27 protein-coding genes are annotated in these 26,397 nt (G+C 70.4%); 11 read left to right on the top strand and 16 right to left on the bottom strand.

The window, feature by feature from the left end; genetic code table 11:
* Nucleotides 1–5: 5 nt before the first annotated feature.
* Nucleotides 6–431 carry a hypothetical protein gene (locus AB0J88_RS12045; protein WP_364345730.1) on the bottom strand — a complete coding sequence of 142 codons (426 nt, stop codon included), beginning with the start codon at nucleotides 429–431 and terminating at the stop codon, nucleotides 6–8.
* Between the two features lie 68 nt (nucleotides 432–499).
* Between AB0J88_RS12045 and AB0J88_RS12040 the strand changes: the two genes are divergently transcribed.
* Nucleotides 500–1,045 carry an HD domain-containing protein gene (locus AB0J88_RS12040; RefSeq protein ID WP_364345732.1) on the top strand — a complete coding sequence of 182 codons (546 nt, stop codon included), beginning with the start codon at nucleotides 500–502 and terminating at the stop codon, nucleotides 1,043–1,045.
* Between the two features lie 27 nt (nucleotides 1,046–1,072).
* On the opposite strand, the gene AB0J88_RS12035 is transcribed toward AB0J88_RS12040, so the two are convergent.
* The 4 genes from AB0J88_RS12035 to AB0J88_RS12020 are packed head-to-tail and all read right to left on the bottom strand — an operon-like array spanning nucleotide 1,073 to nucleotide 4,372.
* Nucleotides 1,073–1,711 (bottom strand): formylglycine-generating enzyme family protein, encoded by a 639-nt coding sequence (locus AB0J88_RS12035; RefSeq protein WP_364346127.1) that lies wholly within the window; start codon nucleotides 1,709–1,711, stop codon nucleotides 1,073–1,075.
* Entirely contained in the window at nucleotides 1,711–2,316 is a 606-nt protein-coding gene (locus tag AB0J88_RS12030) for a pentapeptide repeat-containing protein (protein WP_364345734.1), read from the bottom strand. The genes AB0J88_RS12035 and AB0J88_RS12030 overlap by 1 nt, the downstream gene beginning before the upstream one ends.
* A complete protein-coding gene (locus AB0J88_RS12025; protein ID WP_364345736.1) occupies nucleotides 2,313–3,098 on the bottom strand; it encodes a methyltransferase domain-containing protein in 786 nt (261 codons plus the stop codon). Before AB0J88_RS12025 ends, AB0J88_RS12030 begins: the two co-directional genes overlap by 4 nt.
* A gap of 59 nt (nucleotides 3,099–3,157) precedes the next feature.
* Nucleotides 3,158–4,372, bottom strand: coding sequence for an NADP-dependent isocitrate dehydrogenase (locus AB0J88_RS12020; RefSeq protein ID WP_364345738.1), 1,215 nt, complete (start codon nucleotides 4,370–4,372; stop codon nucleotides 3,158–3,160).
* A 97-nt stretch (nucleotides 4,373–4,469) separates the two neighbouring features.
* Here AB0J88_RS12020 and AB0J88_RS12015 point away from each other — a divergent pair, with 97 nt between their 5' ends.
* The gene (locus tag AB0J88_RS12015; protein ID WP_364345740.1) at nucleotides 4,470–5,264 is read left to right on the top strand and encodes an MBL fold metallo-hydrolase; all 795 of its coding nucleotides are present in this window, start codon (nucleotides 4,470–4,472) and stop codon (nucleotides 5,262–5,264) included.
* On the opposite strand, the gene mdh is transcribed toward AB0J88_RS12015, so the two are convergent.
* Nucleotides 5,261–6,211: a malate dehydrogenase gene (gene mdh, locus AB0J88_RS12010; protein WP_364345741.1), complete on the bottom strand. Its 951-nt coding sequence runs from the start codon at nucleotides 6,209–6,211 to the stop codon at nucleotides 5,261–5,263. The genes AB0J88_RS12015 and mdh overlap by 4 nt on opposite strands.
* Before the next feature lie 69 nt (nucleotides 6,212–6,280).
* Entirely contained in the window at nucleotides 6,281–7,444 is a 1,164-nt protein-coding gene (locus AB0J88_RS12005) for a peptidoglycan DD-metalloendopeptidase family protein (RefSeq protein ID WP_364345742.1), read from the bottom strand.
* Between the two features lie 507 nt (nucleotides 7,445–7,951).
* On the opposite strand from AB0J88_RS12005, the gene AB0J88_RS12000 reads away from it, so the two are divergent.
* The 6 genes from AB0J88_RS12000 to AB0J88_RS11975 all read left to right on the top strand — a co-directional run bounded on the left by AB0J88_RS12000 (nucleotide 7,952) and on the right by AB0J88_RS11975 (nucleotide 15,224).
* A complete protein-coding gene (locus tag AB0J88_RS12000) occupies nucleotides 7,952–9,589 on the top strand; it encodes an ABC transporter substrate-binding protein (protein ID WP_364345743.1) in 1,638 nt (545 codons plus the stop codon).
* 110 nt (nucleotides 9,590–9,699) lie between these two features.
* A complete protein-coding gene (locus AB0J88_RS11995; protein ID WP_364345744.1) occupies nucleotides 9,700–10,626 on the top strand; it encodes an ABC transporter permease in 927 nt (308 codons plus the stop codon).
* A complete protein-coding gene (locus AB0J88_RS11990) occupies nucleotides 10,619–11,560 on the top strand; it encodes an ABC transporter permease (protein WP_364345745.1) in 942 nt (313 codons plus the stop codon). Before AB0J88_RS11995 ends, AB0J88_RS11990 begins: the two co-directional genes overlap by 8 nt.
* On the top strand, nucleotides 11,560–12,714 hold the full coding sequence (locus AB0J88_RS11985) for an ABC transporter ATP-binding protein (RefSeq protein ID WP_364345746.1): 1,155 nt from the start codon (nucleotides 11,560–11,562) through the stop codon (nucleotides 12,712–12,714). Before AB0J88_RS11990 ends, AB0J88_RS11985 begins: the two co-directional genes overlap by 1 nt.
* Entirely contained in the window at nucleotides 12,698–13,708 is a 1,011-nt protein-coding gene (locus tag AB0J88_RS11980; protein WP_364345747.1) for a dipeptide ABC transporter ATP-binding protein, read from the top strand. The genes AB0J88_RS11985 and AB0J88_RS11980 overlap by 17 nt, the downstream gene beginning before the upstream one ends.
* Nucleotides 13,709–13,763: 55 nt before the next feature.
* Entirely contained in the window at nucleotides 13,764–15,224 is a 1,461-nt protein-coding gene (locus AB0J88_RS11975; protein ID WP_364345749.1) for a metallophosphoesterase, read from the top strand.
* On the opposite strand, the gene AB0J88_RS11970 is transcribed toward AB0J88_RS11975, so the two are convergent.
* From AB0J88_RS11970 to AB0J88_RS11960, 3 genes are read right to left on the bottom strand one after another with little or no spacing between them, the layout of a single operon-like run.
* The gene (locus AB0J88_RS11970; protein WP_364345751.1) at nucleotides 15,221–16,243 is read right to left on the bottom strand and encodes an aldo/keto reductase; all 1,023 of its coding nucleotides are present in this window, start codon (nucleotides 16,241–16,243) and stop codon (nucleotides 15,221–15,223) included. The genes AB0J88_RS11975 and AB0J88_RS11970 overlap by 4 nt on opposite strands.
* A 35-nt stretch (nucleotides 16,244–16,278) precedes the next feature.
* A complete protein-coding gene (locus AB0J88_RS11965) occupies nucleotides 16,279–16,848 on the bottom strand; it encodes a helix-turn-helix domain-containing protein (protein ID WP_364345753.1) in 570 nt (189 codons plus the stop codon).
* A complete protein-coding gene (locus AB0J88_RS11960) occupies nucleotides 16,848–17,204 on the bottom strand; it encodes a hypothetical protein (RefSeq protein WP_364345755.1) in 357 nt (118 codons plus the stop codon). Before AB0J88_RS11960 ends, AB0J88_RS11965 begins: the two co-directional genes overlap by 1 nt.
* A gap of 88 nt (nucleotides 17,205–17,292) precedes the next feature.
* On the opposite strand from AB0J88_RS11960, the gene AB0J88_RS11955 reads away from it, so the two are divergent.
* Nucleotides 17,293–18,531, top strand: coding sequence for an MFS transporter (locus tag AB0J88_RS11955; RefSeq protein WP_364345757.1), 1,239 nt, complete (start codon nucleotides 17,293–17,295; stop codon nucleotides 18,529–18,531).
* A gap of 4 nt (nucleotides 18,532–18,535) precedes the next feature.
* The gene (locus AB0J88_RS11950; protein WP_364345759.1) at nucleotides 18,536–19,162 is read left to right on the top strand and encodes an RraA family protein; all 627 of its coding nucleotides are present in this window, start codon (nucleotides 18,536–18,538) and stop codon (nucleotides 19,160–19,162) included.
* A gap of 194 nt (nucleotides 19,163–19,356) precedes the next feature.
* Here the strand turns inward: AB0J88_RS11950 and AB0J88_RS11945 are convergent, their stop codons facing one another.
* Genes AB0J88_RS11945 through AB0J88_RS11925 form a run of 5 tightly spaced genes read right to left on the bottom strand, consistent with a single transcriptional unit; the run spans nucleotide 19,357 to nucleotide 24,543 of the window.
* A complete protein-coding gene (locus AB0J88_RS11945) occupies nucleotides 19,357–20,562 on the bottom strand; it encodes a hypothetical protein (protein WP_364345761.1) in 1,206 nt (401 codons plus the stop codon).
* A 58-nt stretch (nucleotides 20,563–20,620) separates the two neighbouring features.
* Nucleotides 20,621–21,850 carry a hypothetical protein gene (locus AB0J88_RS11940; RefSeq protein WP_364345763.1) on the bottom strand — a complete coding sequence of 410 codons (1,230 nt, stop codon included), beginning with the start codon at nucleotides 21,848–21,850 and terminating at the stop codon, nucleotides 20,621–20,623.
* Nucleotides 21,847–22,650, bottom strand: a complete 804-nt coding sequence (locus AB0J88_RS11935) for an alpha/beta fold hydrolase (RefSeq protein WP_364345765.1) — start codon at nucleotides 22,648–22,650, stop codon at nucleotides 21,847–21,849. The genes AB0J88_RS11940 and AB0J88_RS11935 overlap by 4 nt, the downstream gene beginning before the upstream one ends.
* Nucleotides 22,651–22,681: 31 nt before the next feature.
* Nucleotides 22,682–23,599: a glycosyltransferase family A protein gene (locus AB0J88_RS11930; RefSeq protein ID WP_364345767.1), complete on the bottom strand. Its 918-nt coding sequence runs from the start codon at nucleotides 23,597–23,599 to the stop codon at nucleotides 22,682–22,684.
* On the bottom strand, nucleotides 23,596–24,543 hold the full coding sequence (locus AB0J88_RS11925; protein ID WP_364345769.1) for a sulfotransferase domain-containing protein: 948 nt from the start codon (nucleotides 24,541–24,543) through the stop codon (nucleotides 23,596–23,598). Before AB0J88_RS11925 ends, AB0J88_RS11930 begins: the two co-directional genes overlap by 4 nt.
* A gap of 104 nt (nucleotides 24,544–24,647) precedes the next feature.
* Here AB0J88_RS11925 and AB0J88_RS11920 point away from each other — a divergent pair, with 104 nt between their 5' ends.
* On the top strand, nucleotides 24,648–25,361 hold the full coding sequence (locus AB0J88_RS11920) for a WecB/TagA/CpsF family glycosyltransferase (protein WP_364345771.1): 714 nt from the start codon (nucleotides 24,648–24,650) through the stop codon (nucleotides 25,359–25,361).
* Here AB0J88_RS11920 and AB0J88_RS11915 read toward each other — a convergent pair.
* Complete coding sequence (locus AB0J88_RS11915) at nucleotides 25,358–26,359, bottom strand: glycosyl hydrolase (RefSeq protein ID WP_364345773.1); 1,002 nt, start codon at nucleotides 26,357–26,359, stop codon at nucleotides 25,358–25,360. The genes AB0J88_RS11920 and AB0J88_RS11915 overlap by 4 nt on opposite strands.
* Nucleotides 26,360–26,397 lie beyond the last annotated feature (38 nt).

Below are 26,397 nucleotides of genomic sequence, written 5' to 3'. Positions count from 1 at the left end.
CGGCCCTAGGCGACGGTCAGCCGGAGCTCGCCGCGTTCGCCGTTGGCGCGTGCGGCGGTGATCGTCCAGCAGCCGGGTGTGGGGAACACGAGGCCGGTGCCGTACTCGGTGCCGGGGCGTTCCCACGTGCTGCTGCCGTGTCCCGTCGGCCCCCAGGCCAGTTTCGCCTGGGCGCCGTCGGGGCCGGTCGCGGAGACGGTGAAGTCGCCCTCGCCGCCGATCTTCCACACGATCTTCACCTCGGCCCCGGCGACCACGGGTGCGGTCTGCCCCTGGGTGGGGAAGAACAACGCCCACAGCGACCCGGTGCCCCGCATCTCGTTGTTGACCGGCGACGAGCAAGCGGCCGGTGGTGCGACTTCCCGATCCCCCGAACACGCTCCCGCGAGCACCAGCACCGAACCGGCCAGCACCACACCGAGACGTCGCACCCCCATGACCATGCCTAGGCAGAGCCACGGCGACGGTCGTAGGTTCCATCCTGGCTACTGTGGTGCGGATGCGAACGCTGCGGCCGTTGCCGGATGTGGTCAAGGAACTGTTGGTGGCGCTCGACGCACCGGCTCGGCTGGTCGCGCACCTGCGTGCCGTACACGATGTCGCCGTTGAGCTGACCGACGCGCTCGCGGCCCGCTTTCCGGCGCTGGCCTTCGATCGGGCCGCCGTCCTTTATGGCGCGGCCACTCACGACATCGGCAAGGTGGTCCACCGCGAGGAGCTGACCGGTCCCGGATCAAGACATGAGCCCGCAGGCGAGGCGCTGCTCGTCGCGCGTGGTGTGGCACCAGATCTGGCGCGGTTCGCCGGTACGCACGGCAGTTGGACCGCGCCGGGCACGACCGTCGACGACCACCTGGTCAGCCTGGCCGACAAGGTCTGGAAGGCGAAGCGGGTGCCGGACCTCGAAGACCTGGTCACGGCGCGCATCGCGGCCGCCTGCGACATCGAGCGGTGGGAGGCCTTCGCCGGGCTCGACGACATCCTCGACGTCATCGCGGCCGGTGCTGACGACCGGCTGGACTACCAGGCGCGTCATCCCGCCTAGAGGTGGGATCGGATCAGCTCGGCCGGTTCATCGGGAGCGGGCGACGCGGAAGCCCACATCGTCGACGCGGAAGGTCGGGTGGCTGCGGCGCCGGACCGAGGCGCGGCAGCTCCACTGCTCGTCGAACCAGCCGCCGCCGCGGAGGACCCGGTACGTGCCGTAGACCTCCGCGTCGTAGACGTCCCAGCACCAGTCCCACACGTTGCCGAGCATGTCGGAAAGGCCCCAGGCGTTGGGCTCGCGGGTGCCGACCTCGTGGATCCGGTCGCCGGAGTTGGCGCGATACCAGGCGATCTCGTCGAGCTCGCCGTAGCGCGGGCCGGTCGTGCCGGCGCGGCACGCGTGCTCCCATTCGGCCTCCGTCGGCAGCCGGTAGCCGTCGGCCGACCGATCCCAGTCCACCTCGTCGCCGCGAAGAGCGTAGGCGGGAGCCAGGCCCTCGGCCGCCGAAAGGGCGTTGCAGAACCGGACCGCGTCCCACCACGAGACCGTCTCCACCGGCAACCGCTCGCCGGCCGCCGTGCTCGGGCGGGCACCGGTCGTCGCCGCATATTCGGCCTGCGTCACCGGGAATGCGCCCAGCTGGAAGGCGTCCACCGTGACCGGCCAGCGGCGTTGCGTGCGCCGGTCGGAAAGCGTCACCTCCCCGGCCGGCACCGGAACCATCACGGCTCGACGATGGCGCCGTAGCTGGTCGCCACCAGAGCCGCCTGAGCCAGATCCAGGCGTACGCCGGTCAGGTCGATCTCGTTCAGCGCCACGTTCGCGAGGTCCGCGTCCCGCAGGTCGGCACCCTTCAGCGCCGCCTGCCGGAGGTGGGCGCCGGCCAGGTCGGCGCCCCGCAGGTCGCACCGGGTCAGGTCGGCGTCGCTGAGGTCGGCGTCGCGCAGCTTGACCCCGGCCAGGCGGACGCCGCTGAGCTTCGCGCCGCGCGCCACGACGAACGACCAGTCGCCGCCGGTCACGGTCAGCGGGCGCAGGTCGCACTCGTCGAACGTGGTGCCGGTCAGCTTGCAGTCGTCGAGCTGGGCGTTGAAGAACACGGACTTGCGGATCGTGCAGCGCAACAGGGCGCAGCGGGTCAGCACCGCGCTGGAGAGCTTCACCATCGACAGGTCGCACTCGTCGAACCGGCAACCGGTCAGCACGGCCTCGGTCAGGTCGACCTCGTCGAACGCACAGCGCTCGAAGGTGACCCGGTCGAGCTCGTCCAGCGCCCAGTCCTCGACCGCGAACCGCTCGTCAACGTACGTCGCACCCGCTTCGATCACCCCGACAGCATGCCATCCGCCCGCGCCGTGACCAGCTGGACTTCGAGCGGGGCCGCCACGGCGCCGTCCGCGTCGACGAAACGGGCCAGGGCGGTGCGGCAGTCGGCGATGACCCGGTCGTGCACCTCAGGGTCGAGCGCACCGAACGGCAGGAGCTCCACGGCGAGGAAGGTGTCCAGCGAGTCCAGCCGGGTCGCACCCGTCCAGGTCTCCAGGCGGTCGACCAGCAGGCCGGCCCGCGCTATCAGATCCGCCAGCAGCCACGGCGACCCGGCGCTGAAGTAGACGGACAGCAGGTCACCGGTCGCCGGGCCGGCGTGCCGCGAGACCACCTCGGCCAGCGCGCGGTAGCCGGCACTCTCGGAGAGCCGGCCGGGCACCTGCACGACCACCCGCCGCGCCACCCGGCCCAGCTCCCGCAGCGCCGAGACCCGGTCGCCGAAGAACATCAGCCCGGCCTGCGAGATGGCCACGTCGAAGACGCCAGAGGCGAACGGCAAGGCGCACGCGTCACCCTCGACCCAGCGCAGCTCCGGACGCAGCCGCCGAGCCACGGCGAGCATGGCCGGATTCCGATCGACCCCTACCACGGTGCCGGTCGAGCCGACCACCGGGGCCGCTGCCCGCGCGACCGCGCCGGTGCCGCAGGCCACGTCGAGGACGGCCATTCCGGGCATCAACGGGGCGGCCGCGACCGCCCGCCGCGCCCACGGGCCGAACAGCGCCGGGACGAACGTCGACTCGTAGTACTCGGCCGCCGACGCGGACATCGCGTAGGACATGCATCCAGTAGATAGAAGGAGCCCGCCCACGGCTAGCGTGGACGGGCTCCGGAAACCCATTAGCCGATCTTGCGGGCCAGGTTCTCGTCGAGTGCGTTCATGAACTCGTCGGTGGTCAGCCACGGGGCGTCGCGGGAGATGAGCAGGGCCAGGTCCTTGGTCATCTGGCCGCCCTCGACGGTCTCGATGCAGACCTGCTCCAGCTTGTTGGCGAAGTCCGTGACCGCCGGGGTGTTGTCGACCTTGCCCCGGTGGGCCAGGCCGCGGGTCCAGGCGAAGATCGACGCGATCGGGTTCGTCGACGTCTTCTCGCCCTTCTGCCACTGGCGGTAGTGCCGGGTGACCGTGCCGTGCGCGGCCTCGGCCTCGACGGTCTTGCCGTCCGGCGTCATCAGCACCGAGGTCATCAGGCCCAGCGAGCCGAAGCCCTGCGCCACGGTGTCCGACTGCACGTCGCCGTCGTAGTTCTTGGCGGCCCAGACGAAGCCGCCCTCCCACTTGAGCGCCGCCGCGACCATGTCGTCGATCAGCCGGTGCTCGTAGGTGATGCCCGCCTCCGCGAACGCCTCCTTGAACTCGGCGTCGAAGACCTCCTGGAACAGGTCCTTGAAGCGACCGTCGTACGCCTTGAGGATCGTGTTCTTGGTCGACAGGTAGACCGGGTAGTGCCGCTCCAGGCCGTAACGGAACGAGGCCCGGGCGAAGTCGCGGATCGACTCGTCGTAGTTGTACATGCCCATCGCGACGCCGCCGCCGGGGAAGTCGGCGATCTCGAACTCCATGGGCTCAGAACCATCAGCCGGCGTGTAGGTGATGGTGACGCGACCCGGGCCGGGTACCACGAAGTCGGTCGCCTTGTATTGGTCGCCGTGCGCGTGACGGCCGATCACGATCGGCTTGGTCCAGCCGGGCACCAGGCGCGGCACGTTGGACATCACGATCGGCTCGCGGAACACGACGCCGCCGAGGATGTTGCGGATCGTGCCGTTCGGCGAACGCCACATCTTCTTGAGGCCGAACTCTTCGACGCGGGCCTCGTCGGGGGTGATGGTCGCGCACTTGACGCCGACGCCGTGCCGCTTGATGGCGTTGGCCGCGTCGACGGTGACCTGGTCGTCGGTCGCGTCGCGGTGCTGGATCGACAGGTCGTAGTACTCGAGGTCGACATCGAGGTACGGCTGGACCAGCTGCTCGCGGATCTGCTTCCAGATGATCCGGGTCATCTCGTCGCCGTCGAGCTCGACGACCGGATTCGCTACCTTGATCTTGGCCATTCGCCGGCGCTCCTCTCGGACTTCTCGTTAGCAGTACGAGCGTACTGCAGACGTTTGGGGGCCCTCCTCGCGCCCCTCGCCGTGGGAGCATCGGGCGATGCCCCTCCAGCACCAGGTCGGAGAAGCCACGATCATCGTCCTGCCTGACGGTGAAGGTCCCTTTTTCGAACCGCGTACAAAGGCATTTCCCACCGCGTCAGCGGATGATTGGCGCAAAGCCGACGAGACCGACCCGGCCTCGGTGACCGCCGGCGGCGACTGGCTCCTGCGCTTCCGGTGCTTCGCGATCCGCCTCGGCAACCGCGTCGCAGTCGTCGACGCGGGCATCGGCCCGGCCGACTCGCCCGCCGCCGAATGGGCACCGGTGCCCGGCCGGCTGCCCGCCTCGCTCGCGGAGGCCGGCATCGACCCGGGCGAGGTCGACGCGGTCGTCCTGACCCACCTGCACACCGACCACATCGGCTGGGCGACGCAGGCGGGCAAGCCGTTCTTCCCGAACGCGCGCTACGTCATGCAGCAGACCGAGATCAAGACCATCCGGGAGTACGCGGCCCCGGCCGGACCCTATGCGCTGGACCCGCTGCTGGCCGCCGGTCAGCTCGACGCGGTCGACGGCGAACACCGGCTGGCGCCGGGGTTGCGGGTCATCCACACTCCGGGCCACACCCCTGGCCATCAGTGCGTCCTGCTCGAAGACGGCGGCGACACGATGGTCTTCACAGGCGACCTGTTCGTGCACGCGGTGCAGGTGGTCGCGCCGGAGACGGCGTACAACCATGAAATGGATCCGGATCTCGCCCGCACGACCCGCGTGGAGCTGTTGCGTGACGCGCGCGAAAAAGGGGCCACCCTGGCGGTTTCCCACCTGGGTGACCCCTTCATCAGGATCTAGAGGTTCGCGACGTCGCCCTGCTTGGCGCGGACCGCCTCGGCGGCCTCGCCCAGGGCGGCCTTCTCCGACTCGGTGAGGTCGGTCTCGACGACCCGCTTCACGCCACCGGCGCCGATTTCGGCCTCGACGCCGAGGTAGACGCCGGAGATGCCGTACTCACCGTCGACCCAGGCGCAGACCGGCAGGACCGCGCCGCTGTCCTCGGCGACCGCGCGGGCCATGCGGGCCGCGGCGGCCGACGGGGCGTAGTAGGCCGAACCCGTCTTGAGCAGCGCGACCACCTCGGCGCCACCGTTGCGGGTGCGAACGACGAGCTCGTCGATCTTCTCGGCCGGCAGCAGCTCGGACAGCGGCTTGCCGTTGACCGTGCACTGCGAGGGCACCGGGACCATCGTGTCGCCGTGCGAGCCGAGCGTCAGGGTCTTCACGGTGCCGACCGGCACGGCCAGCGTCTCCGCGACGAAGTTGCTGAACCGGGCGGTGTCGAGCATGCCCGCCTGGCCGAGCACCTGGTTCTTCGGGAAGCCGGTGGCGATCTGGGCCAGCGCGGTCATCTCGTCGAGCGGGTTCGACACGACGATCACGACGGCGTTCGGCGCGTGCCGGGCCACCTGCTCGGAGACGCCACGGACGATCTTGGCGTTGGTCTCCAGCAGGTCCATCCGGCTCATGCCCGGCTTGCGCGGCAGGCCGGCGGTGATCACGACGATGTCGGAGCCGGCGATCTTCTCGTAGCCGGAGCCGTCGGTGCCCGTGGTGACACCGATGACCTCGGTCTCGAAGCCCTCGATCGGCCGGGACTGGTTCATGTCGAGGGCGAGACCCTCGGGCTTGCCGTCGATGATGTCGGTCAGCACGACGGTCTCGAAGACGTCGTACTCGGCCAGCCGCTGCGCCGTCGTCGAGCCGTAGAAACCGGCACCGACGACGGTGACCTTCTTGCCCATGGTCGCCTCAACTCCCTGTTACCGGCAGATTTCCCGCGACCGTATCAGCGCCGGTCAGGACCGCCGGACCTAGGGGCACCAGCCGTTCACCGGGTCACTGCGCCCGGTCCAGAGGAACGCGTCGCTGATGTAGCTGCCGTCCCGCAGCTTGCTCCACAGGTTCGTGGTGAACCCGTTCCGCCCGGTGTGCATGGTGCCCCGCTTGGAGCACACGATGTCGATGGTCTCGCCGTCCCCCGTCGCACCGACCTGGGCATAGCTCACGCCCGGACCCGACCGGTGGATGGTGCTGCCGCCGCCGTTGGTGTCGACGATGCCCTGGCGGAAGCCCAGCCGGCCGTAGTTGTAGAGCTCGTTGCCGACCTCGGCCCGCGTCGAGCCGTGCAGCGCGAACCCGTCGTACAGGGCGGGCTTCTCTTCGATGACCCACTTGCCGATCGCGGTGCCGTCGATCGCGAAGTACTTGTTGTTGTAGCGCAGGGAGAAGTGCACGTGCGCCCCCGTCGACGAGCCGCCGCAGGAGACGTCGTTGCCGATGTTGCCCAGGAACTCGCCGTCCGCGACCTTCTTGCCGCTCGCCTTGATGTTGCCGGAGAGGTGGTAGTAGTCCGTGGCCCAGCCGCGGTCGTGGATGACCCGGAGCCAACCCTTGCCCGACGAGCACATCGTGTACGCGAGCCCGGCGCGGGCCGCCAGCACCCGGCCGTCACCACCGGACAGGTCGATCGAGCTGCGGACCGTGTTGCTCATCCGGTGCGGGCCGCCGGTCAGGATCCAGGACTGGCCGTTGGCGTACGGCAGCCGCAGGCCGGTGCGCTTGTCGAGCGACTTCTCGGCCCGGCGGTCGACTCCGAACACCTGGCGCTCCTCGGCGCTCAGGATCGGCGACTTGCCGGCGAGGGTGGCGAACGCCGGCTCGCCCTCGAGCGCGGCGGTCCAGCCCTTCTTGTCGCGGTGGGCGATGAAGAGCCACCCCTCCGGGTACGCTCCGGCCGCCTCCTTCGCGACGAGCACCGCGGTGCCGAAGCCCCAGGTGTTCGTGGTGCGCGGGGCGATGTTGACCTGTGGCTCGGGCGCGGTGACCGCCGACGACTTGCTCCGGGCGATCAGCAGTTGCCGCACCACGGCGGTGAGGTCGGCCTTCGGGCCGGCGTGCGCGCTGCTGGCGACCCCGGCGGTTCCGATCAGTGCGGTTAGGACGGCAGATGCGGCTATTGCGATACGGAGTCGCATAATACGATGATCGGAAATTGGGGCATTTTGGTCACGTCGCCACGCCGACGGCGATCCGGGCGCTCGGGTTTCGGTGTCGATCGACCACATTGGTCGGCGAGGCGACGCGACCCGGCGCGGGCGGATGTGGCAACCGGCCCCGACGGGCGCGCGATCGGTCCGCAGGTAAGGCCCGCTCGATCGAGCACCGCTCACAGCGGGTAGTTGCTTGCTCGCGGCGATCCACGCTCCATGTCCGACATGTCGGTCTTGAGGACGGGCCGTTTTGCCCCGAGACCTGAGGCATAATTTGGCGCGGCCCACTCGTGGACCTTGCGCTGTGTGGCCGTTCCACAACAGACGAAGAGCTTGACCGCAACACCCGGCGGGCCGGCGCCGTGACCTCGTCGTGATCCGCCGGTTTGGCTGAGGGAGTCCGTTGACTTACCTTTGCCGACGTTGCACTGCGTCACCCGACCGGTGGCGCGTCGACCCGCGCGCGCGAGCAAGTGCCACCAAGGAGGCTCCATGCAGGTTCGCAGGCTGATCGCCCGGACCGTCGTTCCCCTGGCCGTCACCGCCGGTCTGGTCGGATGCAACAGCGGCGACTCGGCGAAGGTCGATCCGACGGGTGTGGTCAGCATCCAGATCTCCGAACCGCAGCACCTCCTGCCGTCCAACACCAACGACGCGAGCGGCATCCAGGTGCTGTCCGCGCTCTACGCCGGCCTGGTCAACTACGACCAGAACTTCAAGCCGGTGCCGGACGCCGCCCAGTCGGTCGAGGCCTCCGACGACCACCGGGTCTGGACCATCAAGCTCAAGGACGGCTACACCTTCCACAACGGCGAGAAGGTCAAGGCCGACAACTACATCAACGCCTGGAACTACGCGGCGTACGGCGAGAACGCGCAGAACAACGGCTACTTCTTCAGCCGGATCCAGGGCTTCGGGGCCACCCAGCTCGGCGAGGACCCGGACGGCGCCGACGGCCCGGAGAAGCCCGCGCCGCCGAAGGCCAAGACGATGAGCGGCCTGAAGAAGATCGACGACCTGACGTTCCAGGTCACGTTGTCCGAGCCGTTCACGGAGTTCGAGACGGTGCTCGGCTACAGCGCGTTCTACCCGCTGCCGGAGGCCGCCTTCTCCGCTCCCGGCGTGATCAACGAAGACTTCGAGGCCGCCCCGATCGGCAACGGCCCGTTCCAGATGAACGGCAAGTGGGAGCACGACGCCAAGGTCGAGGTCGCGAAGTACGACGGTTACCCGGGCGCGAAGCCCAAGGTCGGCGGCGTCGAGTTCCGCATCTACCTGCAGCCCAGCGCCGCGTACGCGGACGTGCTCTCCGACAACCTCGACGTGATCCCGCAGATCCCGACCGAGAGCATCGTGACCGCGCCCGACGACCTCGGCGACCGCTTCCAGCGCAGCTCGGCGTCGCAGTTCCAGTTCCTGGCGTTCCCGACGTTCGAGCCGGAGTTCTCGAAGCCCGAGGTGCGCAAGGCGATCTCGATGGCGATCGACCGCGACGAGATCGTCCGGTCGGTGTTCAAGGGCTCGCAGCAGTCCGCCCGCTCGTTCGTCTCCCCGGTCGTCGCCGGCTACCGCGAGAACACCTGCGGTGAGGCCTGCGAGTTCGACCCGGGCAAGGCCAAGACGCTCTACGAGCAGAACGACGGTCCCAAGAAGCTCACGCTCGCCTACAACTCCGACGGTCCGCACAAGGACTGGATCGACGCGACGTGCAACCAGCTCAACGCCAACCTCGGCGTCGAGTGCGTGACCGCGCCGGAAGCGAAGATCGCGGACCTGCTGACCAAGGTCGAGGAGAAGAAGCCGGTCGGCATCTTCCGGCTCGGCTGGACCATGGACTACCCGTCCATGGAGAGCTACCTGGGTCCGCTCTACACGACCAAGGGCTCGTCGAACTACTACGGCTTCAGCAACGCCGACTTCGACCGGCTGGTCGGAGAGGGCGCCGCGGCCAACACGCCGGAAGAGTCGATCAAGAAGTACCAGGAGGCCGAGAACATCCTGGCCCAGCAGCTTCCGGTCATTCCGCTGCGCTTCACGCAGAACAACTACGGGTTCTCGACCCGCGTGCAGAACGTGGTCGTCGACCTGTTCAGCCGGATCGACCTCAACCAGATCGAGGTGCTGGGCTGACCTGACGCACCGCGCGACCGCCGGTTCTTTCGGGGACCGGCGGTCGTCGGCCGTCAGGAGACGCGAGGTAAGTTCATCACCCCGCACCCGGCGCACAGAGACTGGCACGCATGGCTCGCTACATCATCAGGCGTCTGCTCCAGATGGTCGTCACCTTCATCGGGACGACCTTCGTGGTGTACGCGCTGATGTTCGCGAACCAGAACGACCCCATCCAGGCGCTCGCGGGTGACCGACCGGTCAGTGACAACGTCCGGCAGGTGCTGACCGAGCAGTACCACCTGAACGACCCGTTCCTGGTGCAGTACGGCTATTACATGCGCGGCCTGCTGACCGGCGACTTCGGCAAGACGCTCACCGGCCGGCCGATCGGCGACGTGATGTCCGATGCCTGGCCCAACACGATCAAACTCGCGCTGCTCGCGCTGTTCTTCGCCACGCTGTTCGGCATCGCCGCCGGCCTGGTCGCCGGCTTGCGTCGGGGCAGCGTCTTCGACAACACCACGCTCGCGCTGACCCTGGTCGTGGTCGGGCTGCCGATCATCGTGCTTGCCCCGATCGCCCAGCTCGTCTTCGGCGTCAAGCTCGGCTGGTTCCCCACCACGGCCGGCGCCAGACCCAGCCTTTACGGGCTCATCCTGCCGGCGCTCGTGCTCGGCGCGGCCTCGACCGCGACCATGCTGCGGCTGACGCGCGCGTCAGTCGCAGAGAACGTCCGTGCCGACTACGTGCGCACCGCCCGCGCGAAGGGGCTCTCCGCCCGCCGGGTGGTCGCCGTGCACGTGCTGCGCAACTCGTTGATCCCGGTGATCACCCTGATCGGTGTCGACCTCGGCACCCTGATGGCCGGCGCGATCATCACCGAGGGCGTGTTCAACATTCCGGGCGTCGGCTCCAAGCTGCTCCTGGGCATCCAGACCGAGGACGGCCCGCTGGTGGTCGGCTTCGTCAGCGTGCTGGTCGTCGTCTTCCTGGTCACGAACCTGCTCGTCGACCTGCTCTACGCCGTACTCGACCCGAGGATCCGGTATGAGTGACCTGGAGATGGCGGCGACCACCGAGCTCGGTGTCCGCCCCTCGGCCGACCCGCCCGCCGGCCCCGCGGCGACCGCGAAGACCCGCAGCCTCACCGCCGACGCCTGGTACGACCTGCGCCGCAACTGGATCTTCTGGGTCGCGTCGGCCCTGGTGGTGCTGATCGTGCTGATGGCCGTCGCGCCGGGACGGTTCAGCTCGGCCGACCCGACCGCCTGCAACACCCGCCGCCAGTTCGCCGGGCCGTCCGGCGGTGCGATCTTCGGCTACGACTTCCAGGGCTGCGACGTCTTCTCCCGCACCGTGCACGGCGCCCGCGCCTCCGTGCTGGTGGGCGTGTTCGCCGTACTCATGACCGGGGTCATCGGCCTGGTCTTCGGCATGCTGGCCGGCTACTTCGGCGGCTGGCTCGACGCGATCCTGTCCCGGGTGGTCGACGTCGTGCTCGGCATCCCGCTGCTGCTGGCGGCCATCGTGCTGAGCAAGCGGCTCTCCGCGGACCGCCAGGGCTCCGGCATCGCGACCGTGGTCATCGTGCTCGGCATCCTCGGTTGGACCACCGCGGCCCGGGTCATGCGCTCGTCGGTGATCGCCGCCCGAAGTCAGGACTACGTCGCCGCGGCCCGGATGCTCGGGGCCGGCCCTCTGCGGATCATGTGGCGTCACATCCTGCCGAACGCACTCGCGCCGTTCATCGTGGTGCTGACCATCGCGCTCGGCACGTTCATCGCTACCGAGGCGACCCTGTCGTTCCTCAACATCGGCCTGCGACCACCGGCGATCTCCTGGGGCATCGACATCGCCACCGCCGGCAAGCACGTGCGGGAAGCGGCGGTGCCGCTGGTCGCGCCCTCGGTATTCCTCACCCTGACGGTGCTCGCGTTCATCATGCTCGGCGACGCCATCCGGGACGCCTTCGACCCGAAGCTGCGCTGATGACCCACTCGAATCCGTACCAGCAGCAATGGCCGACCCAACAGGGACAGTCCGCGCCGGTCGTCGCCGGTTGGGACGACCCGAACCGGGGCGGTTGGGACACGCCGACCGCGGCCTGGTCGACGCCGCCGAGCCGGGCGCGGGTCAACCAGCCGCGCTCCGGTGAGCACCTGCTCGACGTGCGCGATCTGCGGGTCGAGTTCGACACCCGGGACGGCGTCGCGCGCGTGGTCAACGGCGTGTCGTTCCACGTCGACCCCGGCGAGACGCTGGCCATCCTCGGCGAGTCCGGCTCCGGCAAGTCGGTCACGGCGCAGGCCGTGATGGGCATCCTGGACACCCCACCGGCGGTGGTACGCGGCGGCCAGGTGGTGTTCGGCGGCGAGGACCTGCTGACGGTGTCTCCCGACCGCCGCCGGCAGGTGCGTGGCCAGGAGATCGCCATGGTCTTCCAGGACGCGCTGTCCGCCCTCAACCCGGTGTTCCCGGTCGGGTGGCAGATCACCGAGGCGCTCCGGTCCCGGCGGGGGATCGGCAAGGCCGACGCGCGGCGCCGCGCGATCGAGCTCATGGACATGGTGCAGATCCCGGCCGCGGCCGAGCGCGTCGACGACTACCCGCACGAGTTCTCGGGCGGCATGCGGCAACGCGTCATGATCGCGATGGCGCTGGCCATGCGGCCGAAGGTGCTGATCGCCGACGAGCCGACCACCGCCCTGGACGTGACGGTGCAGGCCCAGATCATGGACCTGCTGGCGACGCTGCGGGCCGAGCTCGAGATGGCGCTCATCCTCATCACGCACGACCTCGGCGTGGTCGCCGACGTCGCGGACCGGATCACCGTGATGTACGCCGGCCGGGTCGTCGAGCAGGCCGACGTGCACACGCTGTACGCGTCGCCCGCGCACCCGTACACCCGTGGCCTGCTCGCCTCGGTCCCTCGCCTGGACCACCGTGGCCATGGTCTGCACTCGATCAGCGGCACCCCGCCGAACCCGACGGCCATCCCCGAGGGTTGTGCCTTCCACCCTCGGTGCCCGTGGGCGCAGCAGATGTGCCGGATGACCTCGCCGGTGCTGACGCGGATCGGCCGGCTCGACCGGGCCAGCGCCTGCCACTTCCCGCCGGAGGCGCTCGATGCCCGTCTTGCGTGAGCCGATCCTGCGGGTCGAGAACGCCGTCAAGCACTACCCGATCAGCCGCGGCGTGCTGTTGCCGAAAAAGGTCGGCGCGGTCAAGGCGGTCGACGGGGTCAGCTTCGAGCTGCGTCCCGGCGAGACGCTCGGGCTGGTCGGCGAGTCCGGCTGCGGCAAGTCGACGCTGGCCAAGCTGCTGATGCGGCTCGAGTCGCCGACGGCCGGCCGGGCCTACCTCAAGGGCCACGACCTCTTCCGGATGCGCGCCGGCGACCTGCGCCGGCTGCGCCGGTCGATGCAGATGGTCATGCAGGACCCGTACACGTCGCTGAACCCGCGCATGACCGTCGCGGACATCGTCGGCGAGCCGTTCGACATCCACCCGGAGGCGGCCCCGAAGGGCAACCGCGACCAGGCGGTACGCGAGCTCCTGGATCAGGTCGGCCTGTCGCCGGAGCACGCGAACCGCTACCCGCACCAGTTCTCGGGCGGCCAGCGCCAGCGCATCGGCATCGCCCGCGCGCTCGCCCTGCGGCCCGAGGTGATCATCTGCGACGAGCCGGTGTCGGCCTTGGACGTCTCGGTGCAGGCGCAGGTGGTCAACCTGCTGGAACGGCTGCAGGACGAGCTCGGGCTGGCGTACATCTTCATCGCGCACGACCTGTCGGTGGTTCGGCACATCAGCGACCGGATCGCCGTGATGTACCTCGGCCGGATCGTCGAGACCGGCACCGCCGACCAGGTCTACCTGCGCCCGACGCACCCGTACACGCAGGCTCTGCTGTCGGCGGTTCCGGTGCCGGACCCGACGGCCCGCGCGCGTCGCCAGATCATCCGCCTGAGCGGTGACGTGCCGTCGCCGGCGGACCCGCCCAGCGGCTGCCGCTTCCGGACGCGTTGCTGGAAGGCGCAGCCCCGCTGCGCGAGCGAGGAGCCACCGCTGTCGCAGCGGGCCGTCGACCCGCACCCCTCCGCCTGCCACTACGCGGAGCTGCACCAGGTCATCGCCTGAGCCCGCCGGGTGTCACTGCCCTATTTGCTCGGTTTCTCCTGGAATGATCCCCCGGGTGAAACGTCGATCTGTTATGCGGTTCGCGGTCGCGGTCAGCGTCGTGCTGGTGGCGGCGCTCGGTTCCGGGCCGGCGCCTGCCGCGCGGCCGGATGCCGGACAGGACAGCGGCTACGGGCCGCAGGACCCGCCGCGGATGGGCTGGGCCTGGACGCAGCTGACGCCGAGCGGCACCCAGGTCAGGTACGCCACCCCGGAGACCGGCTGCCCTGCGCTGGTGGTCACCGTCGGCGGGCAGTCGTCGCCGCGGCAGATGGCCGTCGAGTCTCGTGTCGGTCGCTATCCGACCTCGGCGACGCTCTGTGCGTTGCGGGTCGACCGGGCCGCGACCGCCGCGCGGATCGACGTGAGCGGTGTCGGCGTGCCCGTGCATCCCGATCCGTTCGGTGTCGTGCCGTTGCCCGACTGGACGCAGCCGGGCGCGAGCAAGCGGCGCCCCGAGAACATCGCCGTCATCGGTGACACGGGGTGCCGCATCCCGGCCGCTGGGCCGATGCAGGACTGCACCCCACCCGGCTGGCCGCTGATACCGGTGACGGACAGCGCCGCCGTCCGGCCGGTGCCGCCCGACCTGGCCGTCCACGTCGGCGACTACCTCTACCGGACCAGGCCGAGCCGGCAGCCGACGCCGCTGTGTGGTGCCGCCGGGCTCGGCAACAACGCGCACACCTGGGGCTGCCTGGTCACCGACTTCTTCCTGCCGGCGGAGAAGCTGCTCGGCCAGGCGCCGTTCGTGTTCGTCCGGGGCAACCACGAGAACTGCGGGCGCAGCGGGGAGGTCTGGTTCCGCTACCTGGCGACCACGCCGAGCACGACCGCGTGCTCCGGGTCGAGCCCCGAGGACTTCACGCCGCCGGAGCGGATCGACGCCGGGACGCTCGGACTGATCCTGATGGACACGTCGTGCGCGTCCGACGAGGGGTCGACCTGCGACCACGGCGCCCGGCTGGCGACCTACACGGCGCAGTTCAACCAGATCAACAACAACCTTGTCCGCGGTGGAGACAACTTCCTGCTCAGCCACACGCCGCTGTGGGCCGTGCACGGGCGCACCGCAAACAACAACCCGGAGTGGATCGACGAGCTGCTCGACGACGCGGTGCGGGCGTCGGCGGCGCACCAGCTCGACCAGCGGATCGACGTGGTGCTGTCGGGCCACGTGCATCTCTACCAGGCGCTCGACTTCGGCGTCACCACCGCGGCCCGGCGACCACCGCAGCTCACCGTCGGGGCGTCGGGCACCACGCTCGACCGCCAGGACTGGGTCGACGCCGACATGATCGGCAAGAACGTCGACGGTGAGCCGCTGGGCCAGCTGATCACCCGGCGCGAGTTCGGCTACGCGGTCCTGCGGGACCTGTCGCCGGGCTGGAACGTGCGCTTCTTCGACCAGACCGGAGCGGTGGTGACGGGCACGAACTGCGACCTCGGACCGGCGCAGTTCGTCGGCTGCTCTTAAGGGACCTTGCGGGACTGCTGGCCAACGCCGGCCGGGCCGTAGGGGTAGTCGGCGACGCGCGGGGCGCTGGCCTCGTCGAGGCGGGCGCGCTCGGCGGCGTCGAGCACGAGGTCGCCGGCCGTCAGGTTGTCGTCGAGCTGCTCGATCGTGCGGGCGCCGAGGATCACCGACGTGACCGCGGGTGCGTCGGCCAGCCAGGCCAGCGCGACCGCCGCCATCGACGCGTCGCGCGCCTTGGCGACCTCGCGCACGGCATCGACGACCTCCCAGGTCTGCTCGGCGGCGTTGCGGCCGGCGTACGCCTCGACGCCCCGGTTCGGGTTCTCGCCCAGCCGGGTCGCGCCCGTGGGCAGCTCGTCGCGGCGGTACTTGCCGGTCAGCCAGCCGCCGCCGAGCGGCGACCACGGCAGGATGCCGATGCCCTCGTTGAGGCAGACCGGCACGACCTCGTGCTCGATGTCGCGGGCCAGCAGGTTGTACTGCGGCTGCACCGTCACGATCGGCGCCTGCCCGGCGAACCGGGCCAGCAGCGTCGCCTTCTGGAGCTGCCAGCCGACGAAGTTGCTGACACCGACATAACGGATCTTCCCCGCGCGCACGGCGTCGTCGAAGAAGCGCAGCGTCTCCTCGATCGGGGTCTGCGGGTCCCAGGCGTGCGCCTGGTAGAGGTCGATCGTCTCGACACCGAGCCGGGCCAGGCTCGCGTCAAGCGCCCGCGACAGGTGCACCCGGGACAGTCCGGCGTCGTTGTTGCCGTCGCCCATCGGGAAGCGGCCCTTGGTCGCGATCACGAGCTTGTCGCGTACGCCGGGCCGGGCGGCCAGCCAGCGCCCGATGATCTGCTCGGAGACGCCCCGCGAGTAGACGTCGGCGGTGTCGAGGAAGGTGCCGCCGGCCTCGACGAAGCGGTCGAGCTGGGCGTGCGAGCCGGCCTCGTCCGTCTCGTTGCCGAACGTCATCGTGCCGAGGCACAGAGTCGACACGATCGTTCCCGTGGACCCGAGCTTCCGGTAGCGCATGCCGACCTCCATGCTGATCTTCTGGCCGGCCAAATCTAACCCGAGAGCCCCTCGGGTACGCGACTGGGCCGCAGCGCATCCAGCACCATGCCCGCGTATCGGTGCCAGGTCGGTGGGTCCCACTGGTCCAACTCGATCAGTTGGCGGGCCGGTCCACACAGGACGACGCGGAGGTCGAGCTCGGTCAGGTCCTGGCGGATCCGGCCCGATGGCTTGGCCGCCTCGACGAGCTGGGCGAGCTTTCGCAGCAGCTCGGCGGCGGGCACGAGGTGGCCTTCGAAGAAGGCTTCGGCCAGGCCGCGGTCGCGGGCGAGCGTCTCGAACAGATCGGGGACGAAACCGCACAGCGCCGCGTACGGCTCGGGATCCGCCAGTGCCGCGTCGAGGCGCTCGTCCAGTTGGCGGAACCCGTCTCGCGCTACCGCCAGGATCAGGTCGTCCTTGGTGGGGTAGCTGCGGTAGACCGTGGCCCGGCCGACCTCGGCGCGCTCGGCGACCTGGGGCACGGTCACGCTCAGGCCGTGCCGGGCGAACAGCTCGCGGGCGGCGGCGAGGACCCGGTCGTGGTTGCGCCGGGCGTCCGCGCGACTCGGTGGGCCGACCATCAGGGCACGTCGAAGCCGGTCTCGTTGACCGAGCGGAAGCGGCCGTCCGGCGCGTACTCGGCGAAGAAGTAGATCTCGCGGTGCAACTCCGTGCCGTCGGTCATCGTGACGTCGTAGACGTGTCGTTCGGCGTACGTCGAGCCGACCTGGAGCTCGTCGAGGACCGTGACGGTGCCGCGGGCGATGCGGGCGCGCATGCCGGCCACCATCTCGGCGAAGGCGGCTCGGTCGAGCACCTCCCCGTCGGCGCGGTGGGTGTAGTCGGGTGCGTAGTACCTGTCGAGCGCCTCGTCCGGCGGGAGCGTCGGCTCGAAGGCCAGCTCCCGGACGGCGTCGCTGATGCGAGCGAATGCCATGGCGGGACCGTACCGGACTCGCGAGTCCGGTTACCACGTGAGCGCCCTCATAGTTGCAAACCGTACGTACGTACTGTTAGATCGGTCCGTGATCGGCAAGCTGCTACCGGCGCCCGGTACGCCGCGGGTCCTGATGTTCGCCACCCTGGTGAACACCGTTGGCAACGGCGCGTACCTGGCGACCGGGGCGTTGTTCCTCACCCGGTCGGTCGGGCTGACGCCGGGTCAGGTCGCGCTGGGGCTCAGCGCCGCCGCGTTCGCCGGGATCGGGCTGAGCACGCCGATGGGGGCGTTGGTCGACCGGTGGGGTGCCCGGCGCGTGCAGGTGACGGCGTTGGTCGCGCTCGCCGGGTGTTTCGCCGGGCTGACGCGGGTGCACCACCTGTGGTCGTACGCGCTGCTCGCCTGCGTGATCGCGGTGGGCGACGCGACGGTCAAAGCGGCGACCGGCGCGATGATCGCGGGTGCGGTGCCACCGGAGGAGCGGGTCCGCACGCGCGCGTTCATCCGCTCGACCAACAACGCCGGCATCGCCCTCGGCACGGCCGCGGCCGCGGTGCCGTTGCTGCTCGACAGCCGGGCCGGGTATCTGGCCGTGCTGTTCGGCAACGCGGCGAGCTACCTGCTCGCGGCCGTGGTGGCCAGCCGCGCCGGCGAGGTCACGCGGGCGCCGCGGCCGGTCGGCGGGCCACGGCTGGCGGCCCTGCGAGATCGTCCGTTCGTGGCGTTCGCGCTGGTGGACGGCGTGGTCGCGGCCCTCTACAACGGGTTGCTCGCGCTGGCCCTGCCGCTGTGGCTGGTCACCCGCACGCACGCACCGGCGGCCGTGGTGTCCGCGGCGCTGCTGGTCAACACGGTCGGTTGCGTGACGCTCCAGGTCTGGGCGTCCCGAGGCGTGTCGACGGCGACCGAAGCGGTGCCGGTCAGCCGCCGCGGGGCGCTGGTAGTGGCCGCCTCCTGCGTCCTCTTCGCCCTGACCGCAGGCCGCTCGGCCCGACTGGCCGGCGCGCTGATCCTGACGGCCGCGGCGGTGCACGTGCTGGGCGAGCTCTGGCTGTCGAGCGCGACGTTCGCCGTCGCCTTCGACCTGGCGCCGGACTGGGCACAGGGCCAGTACCAGGGCGCACTGCAAACCGGGCGCCAAATCGGCAACATGTTGGCGCCGCCGCTGCTCACGGGCTTGGTAATAGGCTGGGGCGGGCCGGGCTGGATCGCGCTGGCGGCGGTGTTCGCGGTGGCCGGCCTGGCCTACCCGCCGATCGTGCGGTGGGGCCTGCGCCAGCGGGTGCCCGTGGTCCCGAGCGTGCTATCCAACGGAAAGCGTTGACAACGTGCCCTTACTGAACGAGTTCGCGTACGTGCCCACCACCACCTTCGCTGACCTGCTCGACCGCGACCAGGTGATGGATCTCGGCATCCGCCCACTGTGGACGCCGGCGCCGCGGATCGCGGGTCCGGCCTATCCGGTCCGCTGCCCACCGGGCGACAACCTGATGCTGCACGCGGCGATCTACCGTGCACCGGCCGGCTCGGTGGTGGTCGTCGAGACAGGGGACGTCGACTATGCGGTGGCCGGCGGGAACGTCTGCGCCGTCGCACAGCGGCGGGGGATCGCGGGCTTCGTCGTGGACGGCGTGATCCGCGACCTGGCCGAGGTGCGCGAGATGGGCTTCCCGGTCTTCGCCCGAGGAGTGGTTCCCAAGCCGGGCACGAAGGCGGCCGTGGCCCCACTGAACGAGCCGGCCCGCTGCGGAGGCGTGCTGGTGCAGCCCGGCGACCTGGTGGTGGCCGACGAGGAGGGCGTCGTGGTGATCCCGCACGACCGCCGCACATCGGTCCTCGCCGACGCCCAGGCGAAGCTCGCCGCGGAGGCGGCGGAGACCCTCGACGAGTGGGAAGCTGCCCACCGCGCCCGCATCGACGCCATCCTGCGCGAGCACGGCTTCGTCGAGCGGTAAGCGACGTCTCCGGATCGCCCGGAAAGGGTGGCTCGGTTGCGACGGTTGGCCTTGCTCGCGATGAGCGGCTGGTCTGGATGGCCGGGAAAGGGCGGCTCGGTTGCGACGGGTGGTCTTGCTCGCGACAAGCGGGTGGTCCGGATGGTGCGGAAAGGTGGCTTGGCTGTGACGGCGGTGTTGCTCGCGTTAAGCGGCTAGTCCGATGCTGCGGGTTGGGTTGCTGGTCGGTCGCCGCGTGGTCCGGTTTGGCGGGGTGGTTGAGGCGCTCTGCCGGCGGGCCGGTCGCGTGTCGCGCGCTCGGTGGTCGGCTGGCGCTTCGAGAAGCGGGCCGCCGCGTCCGTGAGGTCTTCGTTCAGGCCGCTTCGGCGGGCTATGCGTTCCAGTTCCGCGTCGCCGCCGACGCAGATCAGGTACAGGAGCACGATGTCCGGGGCCACCGCCCACGGGGTGTAGGCGGTGCTCTCCTCGCGGAAGGCCGTCAACCACGCCGCCTCGTTGGCCACCGTCGTCATCAGGTCGGCGAGCTCGCCCAGGTTGTCGATGCCGCTCCGGCGCAGGACCGCCACCAGCCGTGAGACGCTGCTCTCCCAGAACCCCGACGTGTCGCTCTGCCCCTCTGCCGTCGACCACAGGTCGATCATGGACTTCGTGTCGGCGTCGGATCGCCAGCCCGCCGCTACGGCCGACTCGTGGAGTTGGCGGATCGGCAGTTTGGACCACATCTCGCGGAGGGCGTCCCGGTCGACCGGCAGGCTTCGCCACTCGGCGCGGCCTTCCTGCGAGCGGTAGCGCTTCCGGGTGGACGTCACGCTCTCGCGGAAGTCGTCGAACAGTTCGTCGCTGGCCTCCAGCATCGCCGCCACGCGGTAGAGCTTGCGGCGACCGTCTTCCGGGACCTCGCTCTCGGTCTTGTATTCGAGGCTGTGGCTGATCAACGCCCACGCGTGCTGCAGGATCGACCGGACCTGCAACTCGGCGACCAGGTCCTTGTAGTCGCTCCACTCGGGCAGCGAACTGCGCGGCTCGCGGAGCCGGATCAGCATGTGCTCGCTGCTGTAGCCGAACGTGGCCACATTGCCGCGGCCGTGGTGGACCGCCTCGACGATCTCGAACTCGCGCTCGACCAGATCGGTGACCTCCTGGACGTCGCCGAGGTATCGGGTGATGACGCGCACCCCGACCTTGTCCGTCAGCGCGTCCAGGTCTTTGTAGGTCTTGCGGCGAAGCTTCTCCGCGACGCTCTTGCCGTCTTTCGCCCGCGCCTGCACCGAGTCGATCTCTATTTCGGTCTCCCGGCACAGGCTGTCGAGCAGGATGCGCAGCGCGTCCGCGAACCGTTGATAACGCGGCCAGTCCGATTCGTATTGGACCCGCAGTTTCGAGACGGTCCGGTCCTCCATGACGCTCGGCCCCTTCGTGGACGGTCGCGTGTGGAATTCTATGCGGGGCGAGCAATGGCTAATCGGTCATGAGGTGCCAGGTCGGGCCGTCGGCGGTGTCGCGCAACTCGACGCCCGCCGCGGTCAGCCGGTCGCGCACCGCATCGGAGGTGGCGTAGTCGCGGTGCTCCCGCGCCCGGGTGCGTAGCTCCACCAACGCCTCGACGAACGGCCCGACCGTCTCCGCCGGGTCGGCCGCGCCTCGCCGGGCCAGCTCGCCGAGCCGGACCACCATGCCGCGCAGCAGCGACCGCGGACGGTCGGCGCCGTCGCTGGTCTCGGTGTCGCCCGCCCAGTCGACGATGGCCTGTTCGAGCTCGAGCATCGTCGCCACGCAGGTGGCGACGTCGCGTGCGTCGAGGGCCGCGGTGAACCGGACCTCCAGGGCATCGGCCGTGCCCCGCAACGACGGCTGGTCGGCCGCCACCGCCGGCGCGGCGAGGATCGGAGCGGCGATGACAGTGGCCGACGGACCGGCGGAAAGGTCACCGAACGACAGCACCGAGCCCGCGGGGAAGATCGCGCTCTCGCCGCTCCGGCGCAGCGTCAGCACCCCGTTGCCCGACACCGTCGCCGTCTTCGCGTCGAGGTCGAAGACGACCGCCGTGTGCTCGTCGACGCCGATGATCAGATGGCCAGGCGGGAGCTCGGCCTCCAGGAACGCCAGGCGCTCCGCGCCCAGATAGCAGTAGCGGGTGTCGTGGTTGCCGCCCTCGGCGTTGTCGTAGTGCGGGATGAGCACCGCCGGGAAACCCAACACCGCCTCGATCAGGTTGAGCCCGGGCTCCCAGTGCGGCTCGATGCCGGCCTTGTAGATCTCGTAGACCGGCACCGTGTGGGTGCCTAAGGTCAACGCCGCCGCCGACGCGAACAGCACCACGCCCGAACGGGTCAGCTTGTCGGCCAGCAGCTCCGGCACGGCGGTGTCCCGCCACTGGCGCAGCGTGTAGGTCGGGCTGCCCGGCCCGGCGAACACCCAGCCCGCCGCCCGCAGCGACGTGAGCGCGAGCTCGCGGGCCACCGCGTCGACCGGCGGCCGGCGCCAGGAGACCACCGAGACCGCGCGCCCGACACTCTGGTCGAAATAGCGGACCGCGCGCGCGGAGATGTCGTCGGCGTTGGACTGGAAGCCGTAGGGCGTGTCGAGCAGCACGCCCGGCCCGGTCACCCGCTCGAACACCGCCCGGTGGGGCTTGACCATCGTCGGCGCCGTCTCACCGGAGCCCATGACCACCAGCAGCCGGCTCATGACCGCACCAGCGACAGCAGGTCGGCGGCCACCTCGGCGGGCCGTTGGGCGTGCAGGTCGTGGTCGCCACCGGGATAAGGACGGACGCGGGCGCGGGGGATGGCGTCGGCGACCGCGGGCGAGGGGAGACCGCGTCCGGCCGGCATCAGCAGGACGGGCATCGTCAACGCGGGATACCACTGCGAAGGCGGCTCGTCATACATGCTCCGCAGGATCTCCATGTGCCGTGGGACCGGCAACCGCCGCGACACGAGCCCGTCAGGGCCGACCCGTAGGTTGGCCAGCGTCGCCTCGATCGCCTCCGAGGACCAGTCGGGATGTCCGGACCGCAGCCGAGCGCGGAAGTCCGCAGCCCGCAGCCCGTCGAGCGGAGGTGGCCGCAACGCCGCCTCGCACGCCGGCCATGAACCAAACGTGGAAGGCAGGTCGATCCACCCGCCGTCGACCAGAGCCAGCGCACCGACCAGGTCAGGGTGGGTGGCCGCCAACCGCACCACCACGTTGCCGCCCCAGGACTGCCCGGCCACCACGGGTCGCTCGAGACCGAGGGAAGAGATCACCGTGGCCAGGTCGGCGGCCGCGACCGCCGTGGAGAACCCCGAGGAGGGCAGGTCTGACTCGCCGTGCCCGCGTAGGTCGACGGCATAGGAGGGATGCCCAGCGGCAGCCAACGAGGCGGCCACCGCGGACCAGAGGCGCGCGTTGGACGCCAACCCGTGGACGAGCACGAACGCGGGCGCCGACGGGCCCGCCGTGTGGAGCACGTTGAGCCCGACGCCGTCGGCGACAGTCACCTTCACGGCGTGAATGTAGCCGCGACCAGTGACAGTTTCAGATCCCCCGGCCGTACCGGTGCAGGGTCGAGAGCACGTTCTCCACCTTGACCGCGCGGGTGAGGGCGGCCATCGCGATCGCCGTGCGCGGCTCGCGCCAGTTGGCCTTCACGGCCTGCCGCGTCCACTTCCACGCCTCGGCGCGGTTGCCGGAGGCCGCGTTCCAGCAGGCGAGCTGGCCGTAGACCCGGGCCGCGCCAGGTGCGCAGCCACTGATCTCCGGATGCCGCTCCATCATCCAGCGCAGCGAGGAGATCTTGGTCTGGTACTCGTACGCGTAATGCGAACTGCGCCCCCAGAGCACCTGCACCAGCGGCTCGTCGACGTGCACGATCGGATGCCGGCGGGCGGCCCGCAGCAGCAGGTCCCAGTCCTCGTTCTGCGAGCCCGGCGCGTCCTCCGCGACCAGCCCGATCCGGTCGGACTCGACCAGCGCGGACCGCTTCATCAGGAAGGTCGACGAGTGCAGCATCGCCATCCTCGAGCGGGCGAGCTCCGCGACGCCGACCGAGGCCATCCCGGCCAGCCGGGGAGTGACCTTTCCCTGGTACGACACCGCGATGGCACAGGTCGCGAACTCGGCCGAGGAGGCCTGCAGCGCCGGCACCTGCACCCGCAGCTTGTCCGGCGCCCACTCGTCATCGTCGTCGCAGAAGGCCACCAGGTCGGTGTCGAGGGCGAGGATCCCGCTGTTGCGGGTGCCGGCCAGACCGGACGTGCGCCAGTTCGAGATGACCATCACCGGTACGCCGTCCGTGGTGGCCAGCAACAGGTCCGGCTCGGTCTGGTCGAACGCCACCACGACCCGCAACTGTCCGGGATAGTCCTGCCGGCGCACCGCTTCCAACGCCCGCCGGAGCAACTCGGGCCGGTTCCGGGTCGGGATCACCACACCGACCGACGGCCAGGGCGTCACCGCGTGCCTCCGCGGGAGACCATGACCGGGTAGCCGTACGCGCGCAGCAGCGGGGCGCACACGGCACCGACCAGACGCCGGTCGGTGTTGGGGAGGCCGCGCAGCCAGCCGTCGTCACGGCGCAGCGGTATCCGGCCGACCGAGAACCGCATCGGGTTGCCGGCGGCGCTGTGGCCGAGGGTCAGGTCGGCGTGGGACTCGGAGAGGAAGTCCAGATCGGACTCGCCCAGACCGAGCCCGGCAAAGGAGGCCAGCTCGAGCAGGGCGGCGCGGGGGTCGGCGACGAACTGCTCGTAGCGCACCCGCAGCAACGGCACCCCGAGGCGGGCGAGGAGGCCGAACGCGGCGTTGTGCGCATTCCAGAGCATCGCCGAGCGCCCGGGGGAGTAGCGCGTCATCTCGCTCTCGCCGTCGGTCTCCGGCCGGGCCACCACCTTGGTCCAGCTGTGCGCGACGCCGCGCGGGTCGCGCACGACGTGTGCCACCCGCAGGTCCAGGTCGGCGGACCAGCGCAGGCAGTGGGCCAGCGCGCTGTGCTTGGACGAGTCCACGAGCACGGACGCCCCGGTCACCTCGGCGGCCGCCCGGTAGACGGCGGTGTAGTAACCGGCGTACTCCCTCACCCGCACGCGATAGTCCTCGGGCAGCCGGGTCGAGGCGAGCCGGGGAATGTGCCGAGTCCGTTCCACCGCCGCCTGGAGTGCCAGCACCCGGTAGACGTCGACATTGGCCCAGCCGCCGAAGGCGAGCTCGCCGACCCGGGTCCAGAACTCGCACGCGGAGAAGCGGTCGCCGCATCCGCAGCGTTCGTCGCCGCGGATGTCGCGTTGCCAGAGGTGCACGACCTCCCCGAGCGCGCAGACCCCGGGCAGCTCACCGAGCAGCCGTTCGACCAGCGTGGTGCCGCTGCGGCCCAGTCCGCCGACGAAGAGAACTCGTGCCACTTTTACCCACCTTTGCTCGTTTCACATACATAACGAGCGGGAGAGCCGAAGTGTCGCTTCATTACGGATTTGCCCGAGTTCACCTGGATGGTTCGCGGCTCCACATGATCACCGAACGTCGAGTGGTCACCGTGGTGCGGCAGGCGTTGAAGCGCGGGGACGGCGGGCGCATCCTCACGCCCAACGTCGACATCGTCCGGCGGGCCAGGCTCGACCCGGAGGTGCGGTCCTTCCTGGACGACGCCACCCTGGTCGTCGCCGACGGCATGCCGCTGGTCTGGGCCAGCCGGCTGGCCCGCAACCCGCTGCCGGAGCGGGTCACGGGTTCCAGCCTCATCTGGTCGCTCTCCGCAGGCCTGGCCGAGGACGCCCGCTCGGTGTTCGTCCTGGGCGGCGACTCACCGGCGTTGGCCGAGCAGGCCGCCGACAAGCTGGCCGAACGGTTCCCCGGCCTGGGGATCGCCGGCCACGAGTCCCCACCCTTCGGCTTCGACGCCGACCCCGCCGCGGTCGACCGGGCCGTCACCACCGTCAAGGCGGCACGACCCGACCTCGTCTTCGTCGGCATCGGCTTCCCCCGGCAGGAGCGGCTGATCGGCAGGCTGCGCGCCGAACTGCCCGACACGTGGTTCCTCGGCTGCGGCATGGCCGTCAACTTCGTCGCCGGCCTCCAGCACCGCGCGCCGGCGTGGATGCAGCGGGCCGGCCTGGAGTGGGCGCACCGGCTCAAGACCGAACCCCGCAGACTGGCCCGCCGCTACCTGCGCCACGACGCCCCGTACGCCCTGCGCCTGCTGGCCACCGCGACACGACGCTAGGGCCGGTCCCCGGCCAGGGCATCCGCCAACTCGCGGAACGCCGCGAACGCCTGCTCGTCGTCCGAGATCTTGAAGTGCAGCGTCGACGGGTTGTCGTCCGGATCCGAGTCGAAGTAGGCCACCGCGCGGATCTGCGGGTTGGCCTGGAACACCCGGGTGGCGTCCCGCATCCACTCCGCGCGGCGGTCCGGACCCCACTCGCGGGCCACCCCGAACTCGCCAACGATGATCGGCTTCGGCCGCTGGCCCGCCCACTTCAGGAAGTTGCCCATGAGCTCGTCGAGTGGCCGGTACGAACTGCTCGCGTAGACGTCGACGCAGGTCCAGTCGACCTGGTCGTCGCCCGGATAGAACGCCGGCGCGTCACCCCGGTCGAAGCCTTCGGCGGTCGGGCACCACACCCATGACGCGTTGGTCGCGCCCTCCTCCTTGAAGATCTGCCGGGTGTACTTCCACGCCGCGATGTAGTCCTCCGGCGACCACATCGTCGCCCGCAGGTTGGGCCGGTCCATCTCCCACCGGAACCGCATCATCACGGGCCGCTTCGCCCGCGCGACGCGCTTGGCCTGGGCGCGGATCATCTCGTCGTGCTGACCGTCCAGCATGGACCGCGTGTCGCCGGAGGCCCAGCTGACCATGACGATGCTGCCCCGCTTGACGTACTCCTTGTCGGTCTCGGTCCAGAACTTCTCGTCGAAGGTCCGGTAGGTGTTGATGACGTCGAACCGCCGCCCGAGCTTCTTCTCGACACCGAGCACCGCGTCGCGGCGTCCCGCCTGCCCCCAGACCGCCGGCTTGACCCAGGCGCCGACCCAGACCTTGTCCGTGGGTGCCTTGACCGGTCCGCTCTCGAACGGTCCGGTCCTGGTCGCGACCCCCGGCGGATGCCGGCCGAAATCGGCTGACGGCGCCGGCGACGGGTCGGTCGCCGTGCATCCGGCCAGTGCGGCGGCCAGGACGATGACGGACACAACGGCGGCGGGGATACGCGCGACCACGTTTCTCCTCTTTCGTCGGACGGACCGTAAACCCGGCG

This window comes from Asanoa sp. NPDC049475 (genome assembly GCF_040676915.1).
Taxonomy (GTDB): Bacteria; Actinomycetota; Actinomycetes; order Mycobacteriales; family Micromonosporaceae; genus Asanoa.
Note: the sequence above shows the minus strand (reverse complement) of the source record. Positions and strands in the feature narration are given on the sequence as shown.

Bases quoted from the DNA above. Each gene is read 5' to 3' on its own strand.
- AB0J88_RS12040 (WP_364345732.1), top strand. From the start codon at position 500: ATGCGAACGCTGCGGCCGTTGCCGGATGTGGTCAAGGAACTGTTGGTG.
- AB0J88_RS12035 (WP_364346127.1), bottom strand. From the start codon at position 1,711: ATGGTTCCGGTGCCGGCCGGGGAGGTGACGCTTTCCGACCGGCGCACG.
- AB0J88_RS12025 (WP_364345736.1), bottom strand. From the start codon at position 3,098: ATGTCCTACGCGATGTCCGCGTCGGCGGCCGAGTACTACGAGTCGACG.
- AB0J88_RS12020 (WP_364345738.1), bottom strand. From the start codon at position 4,372: ATGGCCAAGATCAAGGTAGCGAATCCGGTCGTCGAGCTCGACGGCGAC.
- AB0J88_RS12015 (WP_364345740.1), top strand. From the start codon at position 4,470: ATGCCCCTCCAGCACCAGGTCGGAGAAGCCACGATCATCGTCCTGCCT.
- mdh (WP_364345741.1), bottom strand. From the start codon at position 6,211: ATGGGCAAGAAGGTCACCGTCGTCGGTGCCGGTTTCTACGGCTCGACG.
- AB0J88_RS12005 (WP_364345742.1), bottom strand. From the start codon at position 7,444: ATGCGACTCCGTATCGCAATAGCCGCATCTGCCGTCCTAACCGCACTG.
- AB0J88_RS12000 (WP_364345743.1), top strand. From the start codon at position 7,952: ATGCAGGTTCGCAGGCTGATCGCCCGGACCGTCGTTCCCCTGGCCGTC.
- AB0J88_RS11995 (WP_364345744.1), top strand. From the start codon at position 9,700: ATGGCTCGCTACATCATCAGGCGTCTGCTCCAGATGGTCGTCACCTTC.
- AB0J88_RS11990 (WP_364345745.1), top strand. From the start codon at position 10,619: ATGAGTGACCTGGAGATGGCGGCGACCACCGAGCTCGGTGTCCGCCCC.
- AB0J88_RS11985 (WP_364345746.1), top strand. From the start codon at position 11,560: ATGACCCACTCGAATCCGTACCAGCAGCAATGGCCGACCCAACAGGGA.
- AB0J88_RS11980 (WP_364345747.1), top strand. From the start codon at position 12,698: ATGCCCGTCTTGCGTGAGCCGATCCTGCGGGTCGAGAACGCCGTCAAG.
- AB0J88_RS11970 (WP_364345751.1), bottom strand. From the start codon at position 16,243: ATGCGCTACCGGAAGCTCGGGTCCACGGGAACGATCGTGTCGACTCTG.
- AB0J88_RS11965 (WP_364345753.1), bottom strand. From the start codon at position 16,848: ATGGTCGGCCCACCGAGTCGCGCGGACGCCCGGCGCAACCACGACCGG.
- AB0J88_RS11960 (WP_364345755.1), bottom strand. From the start codon at position 17,204: ATGGCATTCGCTCGCATCAGCGACGCCGTCCGGGAGCTGGCCTTCGAG.
- AB0J88_RS11945 (WP_364345761.1), bottom strand. From the start codon at position 20,562: ATGGAGGACCGGACCGTCTCGAAACTGCGGGTCCAATACGAATCGGAC.
- AB0J88_RS11940 (WP_364345763.1), bottom strand. From the start codon at position 21,850: ATGAGCCGGCTGCTGGTGGTCATGGGCTCCGGTGAGACGGCGCCGACG.
- AB0J88_RS11920 (WP_364345771.1), top strand. From the start codon at position 24,648: ATGATCACCGAACGTCGAGTGGTCACCGTGGTGCGGCAGGCGTTGAAG.